At 69.7% G+C, this 17,837-nt stretch carries 17 protein-coding genes; 5 read left to right on the top strand and 12 right to left on the bottom strand.

Annotation, left to right across the window (positions count from 1 at the left end):
• Nucleotides 1-16: 16 nt before the first annotated feature.
• The 6 genes from ACFPZ3_RS58975 to ACFPZ3_RS58950 form a co-directional block, all read right to left on the bottom strand.
• Nucleotides 17-649, bottom strand: a complete 633-nt coding sequence (locus ACFPZ3_RS58975) for a DsbA family oxidoreductase (protein ID WP_379523208.1) — start codon at nucleotides 647-649, stop codon at nucleotides 17-19.
• A gap of 53 nt (nucleotides 650-702) precedes the next feature.
• Nucleotides 703-2,067, bottom strand: coding sequence for an ankyrin repeat domain-containing protein (locus ACFPZ3_RS58970; RefSeq protein WP_379523207.1), 1,365 nt, complete (start codon nucleotides 2,065-2,067; stop codon nucleotides 703-705).
• A gap of 242 nt (nucleotides 2,068-2,309) precedes the next feature.
• Nucleotides 2,310-3,737 carry a hypothetical protein gene (locus tag ACFPZ3_RS58965; protein ID WP_379523206.1) on the bottom strand — a complete coding sequence of 476 codons (1,428 nt, stop codon included), beginning with the start codon at nucleotides 3,735-3,737 and terminating at the stop codon, nucleotides 2,310-2,312.
• 260 nt (nucleotides 3,738-3,997) lie between these two features.
• A complete protein-coding gene (locus ACFPZ3_RS58960) occupies nucleotides 3,998-5,404 on the bottom strand; it encodes an alpha/beta hydrolase (protein ID WP_379523205.1) in 1,407 nt (468 codons plus the stop codon).
• A gap of 289 nt (nucleotides 5,405-5,693) precedes the next feature.
• Complete coding sequence (locus ACFPZ3_RS58955; RefSeq protein ID WP_379523204.1) at nucleotides 5,694-7,223, bottom strand: FAD-dependent monooxygenase; 1,530 nt, start codon at nucleotides 7,221-7,223, stop codon at nucleotides 5,694-5,696.
• A 149-nt stretch (nucleotides 7,224-7,372) separates the two neighbouring features.
• Nucleotides 7,373-8,650, bottom strand: a complete 1,278-nt coding sequence (locus tag ACFPZ3_RS58950) for an erythromycin esterase family protein (protein WP_379523203.1) — start codon at nucleotides 8,648-8,650, stop codon at nucleotides 7,373-7,375.
• Between the two features lie 141 nt (nucleotides 8,651-8,791).
• Here ACFPZ3_RS58950 and ACFPZ3_RS58945 point away from each other — a divergent pair, with 141 nt between their 5' ends.
• The 4 genes from ACFPZ3_RS58945 to ACFPZ3_RS58930 all read left to right on the top strand — a co-directional run bounded on the left by ACFPZ3_RS58945 (nucleotide 8,792) and on the right by ACFPZ3_RS58930 (nucleotide 12,713).
• Entirely contained in the window at nucleotides 8,792-9,427 is a 636-nt protein-coding gene (locus tag ACFPZ3_RS58945) for a TetR/AcrR family transcriptional regulator (RefSeq protein ID WP_379523202.1), read from the top strand.
• A 156-nt stretch (nucleotides 9,428-9,583) separates the two neighbouring features.
• Nucleotides 9,584-10,063 carry a hypothetical protein gene (locus ACFPZ3_RS58940; RefSeq protein WP_379523201.1) on the top strand — a complete coding sequence of 160 codons (480 nt, stop codon included), beginning with the start codon at nucleotides 9,584-9,586 and terminating at the stop codon, nucleotides 10,061-10,063.
• A 203-nt stretch (nucleotides 10,064-10,266) separates the two neighbouring features.
• The gene (locus tag ACFPZ3_RS58935) at nucleotides 10,267-12,249 is read left to right on the top strand and encodes a hypothetical protein (protein WP_379523200.1); all 1,983 of its coding nucleotides are present in this window, start codon (nucleotides 10,267-10,269) and stop codon (nucleotides 12,247-12,249) included.
• A gap of 239 nt (nucleotides 12,250-12,488) precedes the next feature.
• Nucleotides 12,489-12,713: a hypothetical protein gene (locus ACFPZ3_RS58930; protein WP_379523199.1), complete on the top strand. Its 225-nt coding sequence runs from the start codon at nucleotides 12,489-12,491 to the stop codon at nucleotides 12,711-12,713.
• Nucleotides 12,714-12,804: 91 nt separating this feature from the next.
• Here the strand turns inward: ACFPZ3_RS58930 and ACFPZ3_RS58925 are convergent, their stop codons facing one another.
• The 3 genes from ACFPZ3_RS58925 to ACFPZ3_RS58915 form a co-directional block, all read right to left on the bottom strand.
• Nucleotides 12,805-13,224, bottom strand: coding sequence for a hypothetical protein (locus tag ACFPZ3_RS58925; RefSeq protein ID WP_379523198.1), 420 nt, complete (start codon nucleotides 13,222-13,224; stop codon nucleotides 12,805-12,807).
• Entirely contained in the window at nucleotides 13,221-13,547 is a 327-nt protein-coding gene (locus ACFPZ3_RS58920) for a cupin domain-containing protein (RefSeq protein WP_379523197.1), read from the bottom strand. The genes ACFPZ3_RS58925 and ACFPZ3_RS58920 overlap by 4 nt, the downstream gene beginning before the upstream one ends.
• 230 nt (nucleotides 13,548-13,777) lie before the next feature.
• The gene (locus ACFPZ3_RS58915; RefSeq protein ID WP_379523196.1) at nucleotides 13,778-14,515 is read right to left on the bottom strand and encodes an SDR family oxidoreductase; all 738 of its coding nucleotides are present in this window, start codon (nucleotides 14,513-14,515) and stop codon (nucleotides 13,778-13,780) included.
• A 132-nt stretch (nucleotides 14,516-14,647) separates the two neighbouring features.
• Between ACFPZ3_RS58915 and ACFPZ3_RS58910 the strand changes: the two genes are divergently transcribed.
• A complete protein-coding gene (locus ACFPZ3_RS58910) occupies nucleotides 14,648-15,232 on the top strand; it encodes a TetR/AcrR family transcriptional regulator (protein ID WP_379523195.1) in 585 nt (194 codons plus the stop codon).
• A 69-nt stretch (nucleotides 15,233-15,301) separates the two neighbouring features.
• On the opposite strand, the gene ACFPZ3_RS58905 is transcribed toward ACFPZ3_RS58910, so the two are convergent.
• The 3 genes from ACFPZ3_RS58905 to ACFPZ3_RS58895 all read right to left on the bottom strand — a co-directional run.
• Nucleotides 15,302-16,225 carry an NADP-dependent oxidoreductase gene (locus ACFPZ3_RS58905; RefSeq protein WP_379523194.1) on the bottom strand — a complete coding sequence of 308 codons (924 nt, stop codon included), beginning with the start codon at nucleotides 16,223-16,225 and terminating at the stop codon, nucleotides 15,302-15,304.
• 166 nt (nucleotides 16,226-16,391) lie between these two features.
• Nucleotides 16,392-17,045, bottom strand: coding sequence for a response regulator (locus ACFPZ3_RS58900; protein ID WP_379523193.1), 654 nt, complete (start codon nucleotides 17,043-17,045; stop codon nucleotides 16,392-16,394).
• Nucleotides 17,033-17,837 (bottom strand): sensor histidine kinase (locus ACFPZ3_RS58895; RefSeq protein ID WP_379523192.1); only part of this gene is annotated, 805 nt, incomplete at its 5' end. The genes ACFPZ3_RS58895 and ACFPZ3_RS58900, both read right to left, overlap by 13 nt.

Here is a 17,837-nt window from a genome sequence, read left to right as displayed (position 1 = left end):
GGGCGGCCGGGGCGCGTTACCGGCCGCCGGCCTTCCTGAGCGCGTCGCCGAGCGCCTCGGTGCTGGTCACACCGACGATCAGCTCGCCGTTCCCGAAGACGAATCTCGGCACGGTGGTGACCCCCTCCCGCCGCGCCGCGGCCGTTTGCTCACGTACGTCGGCGCTTCCTTCCTCGGTGGCGAGAAAGTCCCGCACCCGGCGGCGCTCCAAGCCGATCCGCTCGGCCAGTTCGGTGAGTTGCCCGTGGTCGGCGATGTTCACGCCGTCGCGGAAGTACGCGTCGAAGAGGGCGGTCGCCAGCGCGGCCTGCACCTCGGCACCCTGCTCGTGCAAGGCGAGCCACAGCAGCCGGTGCGCGGTCAGGGTGTTGACCGCCAGCGCACGGTCGAATCGGTACTCGATCCCTTCGCCGGCACCGATCCGCGTCATCTCCGTGACCATCGCCTCAGCTTGTTCCGGACCGAACATTTCGACCACCGTGCCCATCAGCGGCCGGGGCTCCTCGGGCGCGTCGGGAACGAGCTGGTACGGGCGATGGACGAGTTCGACGGTCGGTTCCGCACCGGCCGCCGCCACCGCGCGGTGGAACTGGTGCGTGCCGAGGCGGCACCACGGGCACGCGATGTCGGCGTAGACCTCTACTTTCATCCCGGGTCCCTTCTCGTGTGAAAACAGCCGGTGCGTCGGGGATGGGCGGTGGCTCAACGCGATCCAGACTCGATCAGATCGTGGAGCTGCTGAGCCACGCGATCGTGCGGGCGAGCGGCGAAGGCGATGCGCAGCCAGCCATCGGCGTCGATCCGGAGAAGATCGTCGCGGATGGACGGGTCGGAGCCGCGCTCCAGGAGCAGGCGGATCACGGGGAGACGACCGCCCGGGATCGCCCAGTGCAGGCCGGTCCGCCCGAGGTAGGGCGCGATGTCGGGATGGACACCGCGGTCGAGGAGCCAGCGCACGATCTCGACCCGGCCGTGCTGGCAGGCATGGACGAACGCCTCCCCCACGATCTCCTCCGGATCATCGGTCGCCGGCAGCCGAGACGGGAAGCCCGCGCCGGTGTCGGCGAGGTCGGGGCGCGCCGGCGCGGCGTCCGGCCGGAGGCCGCCGTCGGCGTCGAAACAGTCCCGCACCAGATCCAGCCGGCCGCAGGCGGCATACGTCCACAGCGCCCCCGGGACGATTCCGTGCTCGGCGAGCAGGTCGACGACCTCCGTGTTGCCGTGGTAGATGGCGTTCTCCAGCGGGGTGAGACCCCATTTCCCGATGCCGGACTCGGCGCCGGCGTCGAGCAGCAGGCGCACGTATTCGACCCGGTTGTAGCGGGCGGCCCGGGCGAGCGGGAGATCCAGGTCGGTGGCCTTGCCGAGCAGGACCTCGACTCCGGCGCGCGGCACGCCTAGGTCCTGCTCGGACCGGACGCCGGGGATCGTCTCGGGGCCCGCGAGCGTGTGCAGCAGGGTGTCGGCCTGCTCGGCGGTCAGACCGGTCAGCCGATCGGTGTCGCCGGCCAGCAGGGCCTCGGCCTCGCGGCGCAGCCGCCGCCGCCGCTGCCGGCGTTCGTCGAGATCGCGCCGGGATTTCTCGGTGAACGACACGAGCTCCCGCCAGGTCGGGAAGCCGAGCTCCCGCGCGATGATCAGCCGCGCGTCGCGAAGCCCGGCGGTCGCGGCGGAGGTCGCGCCGGCGTGCCGGGGCACGTAGGCCCGCAACCGTCGCAGCGCGCCGGGATCGCCGCGGTGCAGCTCGGTGAGGAGGGCGTCGGCCATCGAGGCGTAGATGCCCGGTCTGACTCCCATGAGGCGGGAGACCGGCCGTTCTTCGGTGGTGCCGCGGCTTTCGACGTGGGCGCGGAACTCGGCCCAGGTCCGGAATCCGTGGTCCTGAGCGAGCACGAACTGGGCGTCGCTGAGCAGGAACCGCTCGGCGGCTCGATCGCTCAGGACGTCGGCGACCCGGGCTTCGGCTGCCGCGTCGCCCGCCGCGTACGCGTGATGCAGGTGTTTGGCCTGCTTGCGGTAGAACTCCAGGTTCGGATGGGCCGGCAGCTCGAAATGGCGATCGGGCATCGCAACCTCCTTCGTCGCCGAGGTCCGCTTGCCCGGCCGGAAAGAGGTTGGTCTTGTCCAGTGCGTTGACGTGCTGCTCGAGGTGGGAACATCCCTGCCCGCGGACTGGCAGCGCCCTCGCACGCTCCTTTCAGAGTAGTGATCGGCTCTACGTGGAGGCAAGCGTCAGGAGTGGGGAGCGCCTTGTCCAGACGGCGGGGCCGGAGGTTCGCCTCCGGCCCCGCCAGGAAGGGTGATCGGGGTCAGCGGCGCCAGATCACCGACGAGGGGGTGGCCTGGTCGAGGCTCACGTCACCGTTCCAGGAGAGGAAGGACTGCTGGGGAAGGTAGTTCTCGCCGAGGAGGAAGCCCCGCCCGATGCCGGTGACGTGCAGGACGGCGCCGTTGTCCGTACCGGCCACGACGCGGTTGGCGGTGATCTCCTCGATGTCGTCGGCCGTCGTGCCGGACGGCAGCTCCACCGTGGTGGCGGCGGGGTCGTCCCGCTGGATCGACCAGGTCGGGTCGACGTGGTTCGACACATAGACGGTGTCGCCGCTCTTCAGTCGTACGCCGAGCGAGACGCCGACCCAGGAGGACCCGGTGTTGGGCCGGTCGGTCGTCTTCTTGACCACCGCGTACAGGTAGTTGCGCTGGTCGCTCACCTCCGGCGTGGCAGGTGTCGTGTCCGACGCGACCTCGATCTTGCCTTCCCTGATCATCTCCTTCGACATGATCTGGTAGGTCCAGGCGTTGGTGTCCATCATGTGCTCGCGGGCCTGGTCCGCCGGCCGCGTCTGCAGGGCCGACAGGAAGAACCGCATCGGATCGGTGACCTGGTCGCACATGTTGTTGTTGCTGGTGCAGGTCTCCAGGAGGGCGTGGTCGCCCTCGTACTTCCCGGAGAAGTGCAGCGTCTCGTGGTTGGCGGCCTGATAGGTGTCACTGCCCGCGACCCGGCGGCCGTGCTCGTCCACCTCGACGTCGTAGATCCATTCGATGTCGGTGGTACGGCCCCAGCGGGCCATCAGCGCCGGTGTGTTGGTCCCGCCGTCCTCGTTGCTCCACACCAGGGAGTAGGTGAGCTTCGTACGGCCGGGCGCCGTCCCCGGCCCGGACTCGTGCCAGGCGATGAGAGGCGTGTCGGTCGTGGCGTTCTGGTACGGGCTGCCGAGCTCGGCGTTGTTGCGGCCGTGGACGATCGGGGCGTACCGCAGCGCCAGGTACTCGGTGCTGCCCGGCGCGTACGTCGTCACCTTCACCGCGCCGAGCCGGACGGAGGTGCTCCTCGCCGCGGAACGGTCTGCGGCGAAGCGCAGCCGGAGCTGGTGCGGCCCCGCGCCGACCCCGCCGAGGGCGAACTGCCGGTGCAGCGGCTGGTCTCCGGAGACGACGAGGTCGGTGGTGTAGCGGTTGTCGACGTAGATCGACACGACCGCCGACTCGCCGCCCTTCACGGCCCAGTCCGTGCCGGGCGCGGCGGCGTCCAGGTCGATGAGCGCCTCGCCGGACCTCTTCACCACGAACGGGACTCGTACGTCGGGGTGATCGCGGCGGACCTGGATCTGCCGGCCGTGAACGGCCTGGGCCTGATCCGCCACCGCCACGGCCGGGACGGCAAGCGCGGCCACCGTGGCGGTCACCGTGGCGACGACCGCGGTCGTGGTGGTCAGGAATGGGACGACTCGCATCAGAGACTTTCCTCCGTCGATGGGGGCCGCGAAGTCGCGGCATGCCAGACGTAGTGATCGCATGTGACCGGTCGACCAACGGTGACGTAGCAGCCACTGAAGATCTGGGCAACGCCTCCGGCCTGGCGACAACCGCGTACCCCATCGTTCGCCTGCGAGGCGACATGATCAATAGCCTGGACGACGATCTCGGGCGGTCGAGGCGCCCCCGATACCCGAACGTCACCAGCCCCGGCCGGGGCTGGTGACGGGAGTCGGCGTCAGACCCTGGCGGCGCACGTGTTCGGCCTCGGCGCCCTGGCCGTGATCAGGTAGCGGTCGATCTGCCGCTCCAGGCAGGTGGCCCCGCCGACGTAGGCCGTGTGGCCGTCGCCGTCCTTCGTGAGCAGCACGCCCTTCGACAACTGGCCCGCCAGCGCCTTGGCCAGCGCGTACGGCGTCGCAGGGTCGCGGGTCGTGCCCACCACCACGATCGGGGGCGAGCCGTGGGCCCGTACCTTCTTGGTGAACCTCTTGCCCTTGACCGGCCAGTACGGGCAGCGCAGCTCGGGACGGTCGAGGCAGTTGATGGCCCTGAACGCCTCAAGCGTGTTGGCGTACGTGCCGTCCACCCGGCGCCCGTTGTACAGGTCGGCGAGCTGCAGCAGGTACGAGCCTTCGCCCTTGAACCCATGGGTCAGCGCCACGCGCAGAGCCGGCCAGTACGCCACCGCGTACAACGCCTGCTGCACCCCGGTGCGCACGACAGCCTCGCTCACCTGGCGGCCGTCATAGGCGTTGCGCAGGGGCGCGCGATCGGCCCGCTTGTACAGCGCGTCGAGCTTCTTCGCCGCCACGCTCACCGAGTGCTTCTTGAAGGGGCAGTCCTTGGCCTTGAAGCAGTCACGCAGGAACGAGTCCCGCGCCGTCTGGAAGCCCACGATCTGGGCCTGGGCGAACTCGTCGCCCGACTGGTTCGGGTCCTCGGCGCCGTCCAGCACCATGGCGCGGATCCGCGTCGGGAACAGGTCGGCGTACCGGGCGCCCAGGTAGGTGCCGTACGACCAGCCGAGGTACGTCAGGCGCGCATCGCCCAGCGCCGACCGCATCACGTCCATGTCCCGCGCGGCCTCACCCGTGCTGACGTGCGCGAGCAGGTCCTTGCCCGCGTTGGCCTTGCAGGCGTTCGCGAACGTCTTGGACCACGCCTTTGTCTGCTTGACCTCGGCCTTGGTGTCGGGCGTCGGGTCGGTGGAGAAGAACGCGTCCAGGCCCAGCGTGCCCAGGCACCGGACGGGGGATGACCCGCCCACGCCCCGCGGATCGAAGCTCACCACGTCGAACCGCTTGCGGAGGGAGGCCGACACGGCCGCCTTGTTCGCCTTCAAGCTGTCCACGCCGGAGGCTCCAGGGCCACCGAAGTTGAGCACCAGAGAACCGATCTTCTTTCCGGTCGCCGGGAGCCTGATCAAGCTGATCTTAATCTGCTTGCCGCTCGGCTTCGTATAGTCCAGTGGAACCTTTAATTTGGCGCATTCGTACCCGCTGCCACACGCTGACCAGGCCAGCCGCTGTCCGTAATAGTCGGAGACCCGGCCGGGCGCCGTAGCACTCGCCGTACCGGCCAGACCGGCTACGGCGACCAAGGCTGCGATCACGGGCAAAATGATGGTGATGAGACGTCGCATAAAGAAAAGCTGACGGGAAAGCCTTGCGGTCCTCTTTAAAAGCGCTGGAATAGATCGCTTGCAAAAGTTTCTCCGGACCGGGCCGCGAACCTGGGACCAGGAACTTTCTCCTGCGCGAGATCCACTCCGGCTTCCTACCTGTCGTGAACCACTCTTAAGATCGCTGAGGGACGGCCCCCTTCAGGAAGAGCTCGCTCATGCGCACCGTCTACGCCGTCACCCATCCGGATGCCGCCCTTCGACGTCGGATGAGGCTGCGTACATCGGCGTGGCGGTCTGGTCGTCGTGCTCAGGGTGTGCCGAACCAGGTGGAGAGTGCGTCGCGCAGTGCGGGCGCGGCGGTGTCGGCGGGTTCGTCGATGGCGGCGGCCCAGGCGATGTGGGCGTCCGGGCGGATCAGGAGGATGTCGGCCGGTCGATCATCGGTTTTGGCGGTGTGGATGTCGACGCGGTGCCGCCAGTCCTGGGCGATCCGGTGGAGGTCTGGGCGGTCGGCGAGGTCGAGGAGGATGGGCCGGGCGGGGTGCAGGAGATCGGCGACGCTGGTGACGCCGTGCTCGGTGTGCAGGGTGAGGTCGGGGGCGAAGGTGCCGGTCAGCGGGTGGTGGCCGGGGCCGGGCGTCGGGTAGCGGATGTCGGCGCCGGCGACGAGGGCTCCCATGCGGCGCAGCGGCTGTTCGTCGGTGAGCAGTTCCTGGAAGACCTCCCGCAGCGCCTCGGCGGCCGCGTCGTGTCCGCGCCGCAGGGCGACCTGGGCTCGGGTGTGCAGCATGGTGCGGGTGCCGGCGAGGTGGCGTTCGTCGTGGTAGGTGTCCAGCAGCCCGGCCGGCGCCCAGCCGTGCAGATCGGCGGCCAGCTTCCAGGCCAGGTTGACCGCGTCCAGCAGGCCGGCGTTGAGTGCCACACCGGTGGCCGGGAACAGGTGCGCCGCGTCACCGGCCACCATGATGCGGCCGTGGCGGTAGCGCTCGGCCTGGCGGGCCTTGAAGGTGAACCGTGAGAGCCGGCTCGCCTCTTTCACGGGCAGGTGCAGGCCGAGCACGCGGTGCAGGCTGTCCTGCAGTTCGGTGACGGTCATCGGGACGTCGTCGTCGTATTCGGTGCTCTCGTCCTCGATGGTGTAGAGAGAAACGGCCTGGGAGCCGGGCGAGGAGCCGACGCCGAACAGACCGTGGTCGGTCCGGGTGAAACCGGCGCGGATGGTGCCGGAGCCGGGGATGTCGAGGTCGCCGTTGCCGAGCACGGTCACCGTGTCGGGCAGGGTGACCTGGGCCAGCCGGTTGACCTCCGGATAGGTGACACCGGGAAAGCCGATGCCGGCCCAGTCGCGGACCCGGCTGCGCGCGCCGTCGCATGCCACCAGGTAGCGGGCGCTCACCTGGTACGGCCCGCCGGGACCGCGCACATCCACGCTCACCGCGCCATCGTCCTGGCTCACCCCGGCCACCTCATGCCCGCGGCGGACCTCGACGCCGAGCTCGCCAGCGCGTTCGTCGAGCAGCCGCTCCAGCAGCTGCTGCGGCAGCGGCAGGGCGTGCATCGGCGGATCCGCCAGCTGGGTGAAGTCCAGATGCACACCGCCGAACGGAAAGCGAGGAGCCGGCACGGGGCCGGTGCAGGCCGCCTCGAAACGCTCCAGCAAGCCCCGGTAGCGCAGCAACTCCAGGATCTGCCCGCCCAGACCACCGGCTTTCGGGGTGTCGCGGCGCCACGGCTGCCGCTCCAGCAGCACCGGCCGCACGCCGGCCAGCCGCAGCTCAGCCGCCAGCATCAGACCCGTCGGACCGGCGCCCACAATGATCACATCGGCGTCCGTCATCGGTCGTTCCTCTCGCGGGTTCTCGTCGCGTTCCCGCGCGACCTGATCGTGATGCTTCATCTCGATGGCCTTCCAATCGTGTCGTTCAATGTCAGGCGTCTGCCTGGTTTCTGATGGGGTGAGCCTGACGGCTCGGCGGAAGTGGCTGCTCAGCTTTCGACGTCGTCGGCCACGGTGGAGGTCGGGGTGGTGAGGATGCCGTCGAACGCGTCGAGGATGGGCGTGTGCAGGTAGGCGCTTTGTATGCGGATGCGGTCGGGGCCGGTGGAAACCTCCGTGCGCGCCTGGCGGAGATCGGCGATGCTGAGCCCCAGGTCGGCGTCGGCGAAGGCGGCTTCGACGCTTCCCGGCTCGGGCGGCTCCAGCGCGGTGTTGTCGATGGCGAAACCGAAGCGCGCGTTCTCGTCGGGGCGCATGTCGGCGGTGTGCCCGGTGATGCTGGTCAGGGCGAGGGCGACATAGTCATCGCCCAGGGAGTCGTGCAGGTGCTGTCCCATGGGGAGCCCCGTGAGGTGGCCGTTGAAGGAGACCGGCGTCTTCTGGATGTGGGCGTTGTGGGCCGCCAGCACGATACGGGTCCCGGGGCCGAGGTGCTCCAGGTGCCACACGACCGACCCGGCCATGTAGACGTCCCGGGCCGAGGTGTCGGCGGTGAGGCCGTTGCCGGCGTACAGGCCGGCCATGGCGCGGAAGCCGTAGTCGGCGTTGCAGGCGGCCTCCAGGCGGCGCAGTGCGATGTCGTAGCTGTGCTGGTCGGAGCGGGAGAGGTACAGCGGTGCGACGGCGCGGAAGCGGATGAGCAGGCGCATCAGGGCCGCGCTGAGGGAGTCCTGTTCTGCGCTGGTCAGGCGGGTCCAGGCGGGCGCGGCCGAGGCGGCGGAGGAACCGGCGAACGATTCGGCGATCCGCATCGCCTTCTGGATCGCCGGTAGGGTCTCGGGGTCGACCTGGCGCAGGTAGTCGGCGACCGGAGCGAGGGCGGGAAGCAGGGACCCACCGGCCGCCGGGATGTCGATCCCGGCGAAACGCACCGGCGTCGCGGCTGTGGCGTTGTGCCTGCGCACCCAGCGCAGCGACTCGTCGACTCCCACCGGAATCGCTTCGGCGAGCTGGGCCGTCAGGTCATCGTCGGTGCCCTCCCCCTGGGCCCAGGCGTCCAGGGGGAAGCCTTCGCTGAAGCCGTACTCGAAGGCCAGGACGGTGAAGTCGCAACGTTCGACCAGGAAGCGCAGGATGCGCCGGCGCAGGCGCGAGAACTCGCTGATGAAGTGGGAGTTCTCGCCGACCGCGACGACGCGCGCGTCGCCGATGAGCTCGCGCAGCGGCTCCAGGTCGTCGAGCGGCGCGTCAGGGTCGAGGTGGGTGAGTGGGGTGGCATGGCCGTCGAGCCAGTCGGCGAATGGGTTGTGGTGGGACGGAGCAGGCATGCTGATGGCTCAATTCTCGTGCTGGAACCGCAGGCAGGGCACTATCGAAATTCGGCACGGCACGTGCCGTGCCGATTAGATGATGCCCAAGGAGCGCGCAGATGTAAAGCACGGCACGTGCCGTGCCGTTAAGGTGAGCACATGCCTGACGCCAGCAATCGTCGCAGCACCGAACGAACCGAGGCCATCATGCGCACCACGCTGGACCTCGGCCAGGAGATCGGCTACGCCAAGCTGACCATCGAGGCCGTAGCGGCCCGCGCTGGAGCGGGCAAACACACCATCTACCGCCGATGGCCCTCCAAGGGGGCGCTGCTGCTGGACTCGCTGCTGTGTCTGCACGAGTCCGCCCTGGCCTACCCCGACACCGGCGACGTCATCGCCGATCTGCGCGCGCAAATCTACGGGGCCGTCGACCTGCTGGCCGGGCCCTCTTTCGGCCCCTTGTTCCGTGCCCTGATCGGCGAGGCCCAGTACGATCCCCAGCTCGCCGCCGCGCTCAACGAGCGCTTCATCACTCCCCTGGCGGACAAGACCGTCGCCCGGCTGAAGGCGGCCCGCGACCAAGGCCAGCTGTCGCCCGACTTCGACCTGACCCTGGCGATGGCGATCCTGTCCGGCCCGCTGTACTTCCAGTTCCTGATCACTCAGGGGCCACTGACCCATGAGTATGTCGACCGGATCCTCGATGCCCTCTTCGCCGGGATGGAGCCCCGGCCGCGTGCGCGGGCATCCCGTGCCAGGCCGGCGACCTCATCGGTCCGGCCTGTTTCATAGCCGCCGAGCCGTCTCGTACCCTCGCGCAGTTCAAAGCACGAAACCGTGTTTCCGTCTCTCCAGCCGAGCGGCTATCGGCTATGGTGACACGTTCATGATCGCAAAAGGAGCATGATGAACCAGACGACAATCCTGCGAGTCGGACGCTCGGCACTGGTGGCGGCCGTGGCCGGCGCCGTCGCACTGACGGGAGCCCCGACCGCCGCGAACGCCGCCGCCGGTAAGGCGACATTAGGGCCGTTCGGGTACGGCAACATACGACTCGGAATGACCGAAGCGAAGGCCAAGGGAACCGGCCGAATCGTGCGCAAGACCATCAAGGCTGATATCACCTGCTCGGCCTACGATTTCAAGAACCATCGGTACGACGGCAACCGGGCGGGCTTGTTCATCTCGAAGAGACAGGGTGTGGTGACGATCTCCGCGCCCGGCAAGGTCAAGACGCCTCAGGGAATCGGCTGGGGTTCCACCCCCGCGCAGTTGAGAGCCGCCTACCCCAACCTCAGGAAGAACGCCATGTACGGCACCTACGCCACCGTGCCGGGCAACACCAAGGCGATCTACGTCTTCGTCGCGTCGAAGAACATGGTCCTCGGTGTCACCCTGGTCATGACCGCGCAGACCTGCCTCAGGTGAGACCCGTCACGCGAGCCCGATGACCGGGAGGGTCCGGGCGGCGAGGGGCCCGACGCCGCCCTGGTGACGCCGCGCCGGGTCATCTCGTTCGTTCCGGAGCATTCGATGGGGCACAAGGGACGAGCAGGGCCTGACGGTTGCGGAGCCGGTGGTGACCTTGGAGCATCTCCTTACCGACGCGTGCGACGTTCCTGGAGTGCCCTGTGATCATCGAGGATCTGTCCGAGCCGGAACTCACCCTCTGGGAGGCGTTTCCCGCAGCTCGTCCTGTGGATCTCCCCGGCACGCCCGTTCGGGCTGCGATCGTCGCACAAATGCTGCTCGGCGCCCGCGAACGCCTTGCAGGGCAGACGCCCGGCATGCACCTGTCCGGAGCCCGGATCACCGGCCGGTTGGACCTGTCGTACGCCGAGGTCCAACACCCCCTGATCTTGACTGATTGCGATTTCGAGGAAGCGGCGGTCCTCACCGGCGCCCACGCCGGCCTGGTCGACCTCGCGGCTTCGCGGTTGCCCGGACTGCAGGCTGCGGATGCCGAGATCGGCGGGGGCCTGCGCCTGGAAGGCTGCGTGCTGGATGGTCCGGTTCAGCTCGGTGGAGCCCACGTGTCCGGGACGATGAATCTCAGCGGCGCGGTGATCCACGCAGATCTGGCCGTCCAGGCCGACGGCCTGATCGCCGACCGTGATCTTCTGTGTGCGAGCGCCGTCATCGACGGTGAGTTACGCGTCGCGGGCGCCAGGATCGGCGGGACGATGACCCTCGACGGCGCGCGGGTCGGGCGGCCGGGCGGCCTCAGCCTCACCGCCGAAGGGATCGTCATCGACGGCGGGTTGTCATGTGGTCACGGCTTCCACTCCTACGGCGAACTGAGCGTGCAGGACGCCCGGGTGGGACGCCGATGCGTGTACAGCGGAGCCCGGCTGTCCAACCCCGACGGCATCGCCCTGAACGCGGAAAGGCTCACCGTCGAGGGCAGGCTGCTCATCAATGAGGGCCTCACGGCCGAGGGCGAAGTCCTTCTGCGCGGTGCCCACGTGGCCGGTCAACTCTCCTTCGCCCTGGCGAGTCTCGTCAATCCGGGAGGACGCGCGCTGAACGCGCCGCTGATGGAGATCGGCAGCGGGCTGCGCGCCACACCGGGCTTCGTGGCCACCGGAGAGGTCTTCCTGGACTCCACCCAGGTCCGCGGATCGGTCAACGTCGACGGCGGGAAGCTGTCCAACCCGGGTGCGACGGCGCTATCACTGCGGCGGCTGGGGGTCACCGGCAGGCTCAGCTGTAGCGAGGCCTTCAGCGCCGACGGGGAGATCGTGCTCATCAGCGCCAGAGTCGAGGGCAACGTGGACTTTCACGGCGCGGCCCTCAGCAATCCCGGCGGCCGGGTTCTGACGCTGTCGGAGGTGAATGCGGGCGGTGGCATCGACTGCTGCGAAGGCTTCACGGCCGCGGGATCCCTCTCGATCAGAAATTCCCGGATCGCCGCCACCCTGTGCTTCGCGGAGGCCACCATCGACGGTGACCTTCACCTGCGTGGCGTCGAAGCGGCTTCGCTGAGGATCGGGCCGGAGACCGTGCTGCTGCGCACCGTCGACCTTCACCACACCCGGGTCGGCGTGCTCGATGACGTACCCGGCCGGTGGCCTGCCCACCTCCTGATGAACGGCTTCACCTACGACAGCCTGGAAGCTCCCCTGCCTGTCCAGGAGCGCCTCGACTGGCTGGCCAAGGAGGCCTACCAGCCACAACCGTATGAGCAGTTGGCCACCGTCTACCGCAGGCATGGTCACGATGAGGCCGCCCGGGACGTGCTGCTGGCCAAACAGCGTCGCCGTCGCACGGGGCAACGGCTCGGGGCGCGGCTGTGGGGGCACCTGCAGGACTGGACCGTCGGGTACGGCTACCGCCCATTCCGCGCCGCGCTCTGGCTCGCGGCCCTTCTCCTCATAGGCACGGTCGTTTTCACCGTCCACCAGCCACCGGCCTTCAAGCCAGGCGAGGCGCCCCCCTTCAACGCCTTCCTCTACACCCTGGACCTGCTCCTCCCGATCATCAGCTTCGGGCAGGAGACCGCCTTCGGCCCGCGCGGCTTCCAACAATGGCTCGCCGCCGCGATGATCATTGCGGGGTGGACCCTTGCGACGACCATCCTGGCGGGCCTCACTCGCGCGCTCTCCCGCCAATAACCTGGCCGGCGGCATTCACCTCGGCACCCTCGCGCAGCGCTCGCGGGCGGCGGCCGCTCCCCCCGCTCCCCCGCCGCCGCCAGGTGCCCGTCTCCGCTGCCGGGCCTCAGACGCGGTTCAGGCTGGGCCGGGCGGAGCTTAAAGAACGCGCCTTGTCCCTGTGGCGTGCCGGCCCGGACCGCCACGGACCGTGATCTCCTGAGCGATGTCGTCACCGTACGTTACTCAGGAGGTCCCGTATGCGTCGCCATGCTCACCTGCTCGCCACCGCGGCCCTGATCACCGCTCTCGCACCGATCCTCGCCACGAACCCCGCGGGCGGGCTCGTGGACCACGTGCGCACCATCCTCAGCAAGCTCGTCGAGGGAGGCGCCATCCCCAGTGTGGCCGACCTCCTCGAGCGTCAGTCCGCGGTCCGGATCACCGCCCACATGGGGTCCCACACCTCCTCGCGCTCGCTCTGAACCCTGCGCGGGAGCGTCGCGTACCCCCTCCGATGGTCGTGCACCTGGCCCGGCCACCTGTCCAGCGTCGCCCCGCAGTTGTAGATCGAGGTCAGGCGGGTGGGCGGTCTTCGAGGGGGTTGGCGGCGATCCGGCCGGCGACGTCGTTGCCGACCGAGGCGGCGGTGGCGCTGTCCGGTTTGCGCCTCGCCTGGGCCTCGAAGCGCGCCAGGAGTGCCGGGCCGAAGTCCAGTCGTGGATGGCGGGCGAGCATCTCCGCCCTCGCGTCCGGCGGGAACTCCTCCGGGCGGCGGCCGACCACCTCCCAGCCCGTGGCGACCTGCAGCAGGTGGGACTCGGGGTCGGCGGCCGGGGACACGTCGAAGACGATCCCGTGCGCCGTGCCGTACCTCACTCCCCAGAGGTAGGAGCGGAGGCAATGGTTGAGCAGCGCGGGCGAGTAGCAGCGGGTGGCCACGGACAGCGCCGCCGCGGCCGCGGGAGTTCCCGGGAACATGGGTTCGGCTTTCATCGTGGCGGATCGTCGACCTTGAGCTTGTCTCCTGTGTTGGAGATGAAGATGACCAGCAGCTTCGCCTTCCGGGTGGGGCTGGTGTTCTCCGTGAGCACATGGTGGGCGCCTGGCTGCTCGACCCAGTTCTCGCCTCGGCGGTACGTACGCGCCGGTTCGCCACCGAGCCGGCTGCGCACGGTGCCTTCGAGCACGTAGGCGTAGACGAAGGCCTTGCCGTGCCGATGCGGGGCCGCGCGTGCGGCGGGCGGGAAGTTCACGATCGCCGAAGTGAAGGTCTTGCCCTTGACGTTCGGGAGCGCCTGTTCCAGCAGAGGCGACAACGTCTCAGACGGTGGCTGCGCAAGTGATGCGGCAACCGGCGCCCGGCCGGTCGCACGCTCTGCCGCGGGAGCGTGTGCGGTGGCGGCGGCCACCATGCCCGCGGCCAGAAGGCCACCGGCAAGCCGTACTCGGATCATGTCGGTACGCTGTCCCGGCGTTTCGACGCCTAACCACGGGCGAAGGCAAGTCTTGGTGATGCTTGCCCAGGCGCACGCCGTGCGGCCGGATGTCAGGCTTGCACGGTGGGCCGGACGACGACCTCGCTGATGTCGATGCCGGCGGGCTGCTCGATCGCGTAACCGATCGCGGACGCGATGGCGGAGGGCGGGATGGCCATCTCGTCGCGCTGCCGGACTGCCGCCGCCGCTGCCTCGGGACTCGCCCCCTTGCCCACGCCCTCAGTGTTGGTGAACCCGGGTGAGACCAGGGTGACACGCAGGTGGGGTCCCGACTCCTGCCGCAGTCCCTCGGTCAGCACCTTCACCGCCGCCTTGGTGGCCGCGTAGACGGCCTGCGGGGATTTCACGACGTAGGCAGCGGTGGAGGCGACGTTGACGAACTGGCCGGAGCACTGCCGCCTGAAGACGGGAAGTGCCGCCCCGATGCCGTTCAGCAGGCCGGTGATGTGCGTCGTGACCATCGCGTCCCAGTCGTCCTGGCGCAGCTCGTCGAACGGTGACACCGCCATCGTGCCGGCGTTGGAGACCAGGACGTCGAGCCGGCCGAACCGGTCGACCGCCGTGTCCGTCAGGCGCTTGAGGTCCTCGCGGCGCGTCACGTCGATGACGGTCCCGACGGCCGAGCCGCCCTTCGCCGTGATCTGGTGCACCACCGCGTGCAGCCGGTCCTCCCGTCGGGCCCCGAGCACGAGCCGGGCGCCTTTCTCGGCGAGGTAGGCCGCCGTCGCTGCTCCGATGCCGCTGCTGGCACCTGTGATCGCAACGACCTTGCCTTCGATACCTGACATGATCAACGTCCTTCCAAAAAGGGATGTGCGCAGGTCAGACCATGGCCTAAAGTGGAAGTGGAGGCGCCACCACTTACGTCAGGCTAAGTGGGCGCTCCTCCACTTAGCAAATCGAAGGGAACCGGACAGGGAATGGCGACCGCTGACGCCGGCAGTGCACAACGCCCGTTGCGAGCTGACGCGCGGCGTAACAGAGACAAGATCCTCGCGGCCGCGGTGCGCGTGTTCGCCGGGGAGGGGCTGGACGCGCACCTGGAGCGCATCGCCAAGGAGGCGGGCGTGGGCACCGCGACGCTGTACCGCAACTTCGCCACCCGTGAGGCTCTGATCGAGGCGGTCTACCGCAATGAGGTGGCTCAGCTGTGCGACGCCGTTCCCGGCCTGCTCGCGGAGAAGCCGCCCTACGAAGCCCTGCGCGCCTGGACACGCCTCTTCCTGGACTACGTCACCGCGAAACTCGGCATGGCTGACGCCTTGCGGGCCATCGCCGCCGCGGGAAGCAACCCCTACGGCCACAGCCGGGACATGATCCAGGCTGCCATCACCGTACTGATGGACGCGTGTGTGGCTGCCGGGACGATTCGCACCGACATCAGCCCCGCCGACATGGGTGCCGCCCTCGCGGGCATCGCGCTCACCTCGGCGAGCCCCGACCAACGACAGCAGGCCGAACGCCTGCTCGACCTCACCCTGGACGGCCTGAAGGCCCGTTCGTGAGCGGCGGCACGTCGCAGGTTCCGCGGGAATCTCCGGCCTTCTGGAGGTCACCCCATCGCTCGTTGCCGGTTATCCGCCTTCCTTGACGCGGATGATCGTCTTGCCGGGGGTGCGCTGGGCGGGCGCGAACGCCGCGGGCGCCTCGGCGAGCGTCCGCACCGCCCCGACGATCGGGCGGAGCCGCCCGTCGCGGACCCGCTGGGCCAGGTCCGTAAGCCGGGCGCGATCGGCCACGACGACGAAGAAGATCGCCTGCCCGTCTCGGGGCCGGACCCTGGGTGGCGAGGCGATGGTGACGAGCGTGCCGCCGGTGCGCACCAGCGCGGCCGAGCGGTCCAGGATCTCGCCGCCGATCACGTCGAACACCACGTCGACCTGACCGGCCTCGTCAAGCTGATCGGCCTGCAGGTCCAGGAAGGCGTCAACGCCGAGCTCGAGTGCCGTGTCCCTGGCGGCGGCCCTGCCGGTGCCGATCACCCGGGCTCCTGCCTCGCGCGCGAGTTGTACCGCGATGGAACCGACGCCGCCCGCGGCTCCGTGGATCAGGACGGTCTGACCGGCGGCGAGGCGGCCGTGGTCGAACAGGCCCTGCCACGCGGTCAGCCCTGAGATCGGCAGTGCGGCGGCCACGGTGTGGCCGACGTCGGCAGGAAGCGGCGCGAGGTTGCGGGCCTCCACCGCGGTGTACTCGGCCAGCGAGCCGTCGCGGGTCCAGTCGGTCAGCCCGAACACCCGCTGGCCGACGGTCAGGCCGGTGGTTCCGTACCCCAACTCGGCGACGACACCCGACAGTTCGTGCCCGGGCACGGTGGGCGTGCGATCTCGGCCCGCGCGATCGGACCACGTTCCCGGCCAGTCGAGCTCTCCAGGCGTGAAACCTGCCGCGTGCACCCGGACGATGACGTCGTTCTCGGCGGCGTGCGGGTATGGCTCTTCTGTCAGGGAAAGCCCGGCCAGACCGGCGGCGCGCTCTCGGACGGTGACGGCTTGCATGACAGGTCCTCGCTGGTGGTGTGGGTATCGAACAGGTGGTATCCGCCCAGGTTGTGCCCCTGCTCCGGGCCTATCTACCGTCGTGAACCCTTTCGTCCCGGAAGGTTGACCGGAAAGATCGCGCTCGTGTTCTGAACCGGCATCACCCCCGGCGCCGCGACTCCCTTCAGGTGAGGCCCGCGTCGTGGGCGAGGAGCGCGATCTGGGTGCGGTTGTCCAGGCCGAGCTTGGTCAGGATGCTGGAGACGTGGGCCTTCACCGTCGTGATGCCCATGGCAAGGCCGGCGGCGATGTCGGCGTTCGTCCTGCCCTGGGCGATCGCCAGGGCCACCTCGTGCTCGCGCGGGGTCAGGGTGGCCAGTGCGGCGCGGGCGCGCTCGTAGGCGCCGGCCTGGGCGACGGTGCGGTCCATCAGCCGCCGGGTGATGCGCGGGGACAGGATCGGGTCTCCCGCGGCGACCCGGGTGATCGCTTCCACGATCTGCGGTGGCGAGGTGTCCTTGAGCAGGAACCCGGCGGCGCCGGCGCGGAGCGCGTGCAGGACGTTCTCGTCGGTGTCGAACGTGGTCAGCACGATCACCTCGGGCGGCCGGGTGCGGGCGCGCAGCCGGCGGGTGGCGGTGATGCCGTCCACGCGCGGCATGCGCAGGTCCATCAGGACCACGTCGGGGGCGTGCGCGTCGGTGGCGGTGATCGCCTCCTGGCCGTCGGCCGCCTCGGCGACGACGGTGATGCCGGCGGCGCCGTCGAGCATCATGGACAGCCCGGCGCGGACCAGGGCATCGTCATCGACCAGTAGCACGCGGATCACGCGGGCCATGGTAGCCGGGCCCGCAGCCGGAACTCTCCGTCGGTGTTGTGGTGGTCCAGTTGCCCGCCGGCCAGTCGTACCCGCTCGGTGAGCCCGACCAGGCCGAGGCCGCTGCCGGGCGCGAGCGGGGCGGTGCCCGCTGGGGCCAGCGGGTTGCGGATGTCGATCAGCAGGGGCGTGCCGGGAGCGCCGCGCAGCAGCACCTCTATCGGCTGGCCGGGCGCGTGTTTGCGGGCGTTGGTCAGCCCCTCCTGCACGACGCGGTACGCGGTACGGGACGCGGCAGCCGGCAGGCCGGCGTCGTCGGTGACCTCCTCGCGCACACGTACCGGCTGGCCGGTCTGCCGTGCCTCGGCGATCAGTCCGGGCAGGTCGGCCAGGCCAGGCCGGGGTTCCAGCTCGTCCAGCTCGTCGTCCTGCTCGCGGAGCAGCCCGATCACCTGGCGCAACTCCTCCAGCGCCTGGTGGACACCGGTGCGGACCACCCCCGCGGCCCGCGCGAGCTGGTCAGGGGAGGAGTCCGGGCGGTACTCCAGTGCCCCGGCGTGGGTGGCCACCAGGGACAGCCGGTGGGCCAGCACGTCGTGCATCTCTCTGGCCAGCCGGCGGCGTTCGGCCATGCGGGCCTCGGCGATCCGCCTGCCCTGCTCCGCCTCGGCGCGGCGGGCGCGTTCGCGCAGGGAGCCGAGCAGGGCGCGGCGGGAGCGCGCCAGCGCGCCCCAGCCGAGCAGCGCGCCGTAGGAGGCGCAGATCAACAGCAGCCACCAGTTCAGGGAGATGCCGGAGTTCGGCCGCCACCAT

It is taken from the genome of Nonomuraea insulae, from assembly GCF_042656245.1.
Note: the sequence above shows the minus strand (reverse complement) of the source record. Positions and strands in the feature narration are given on the sequence as shown.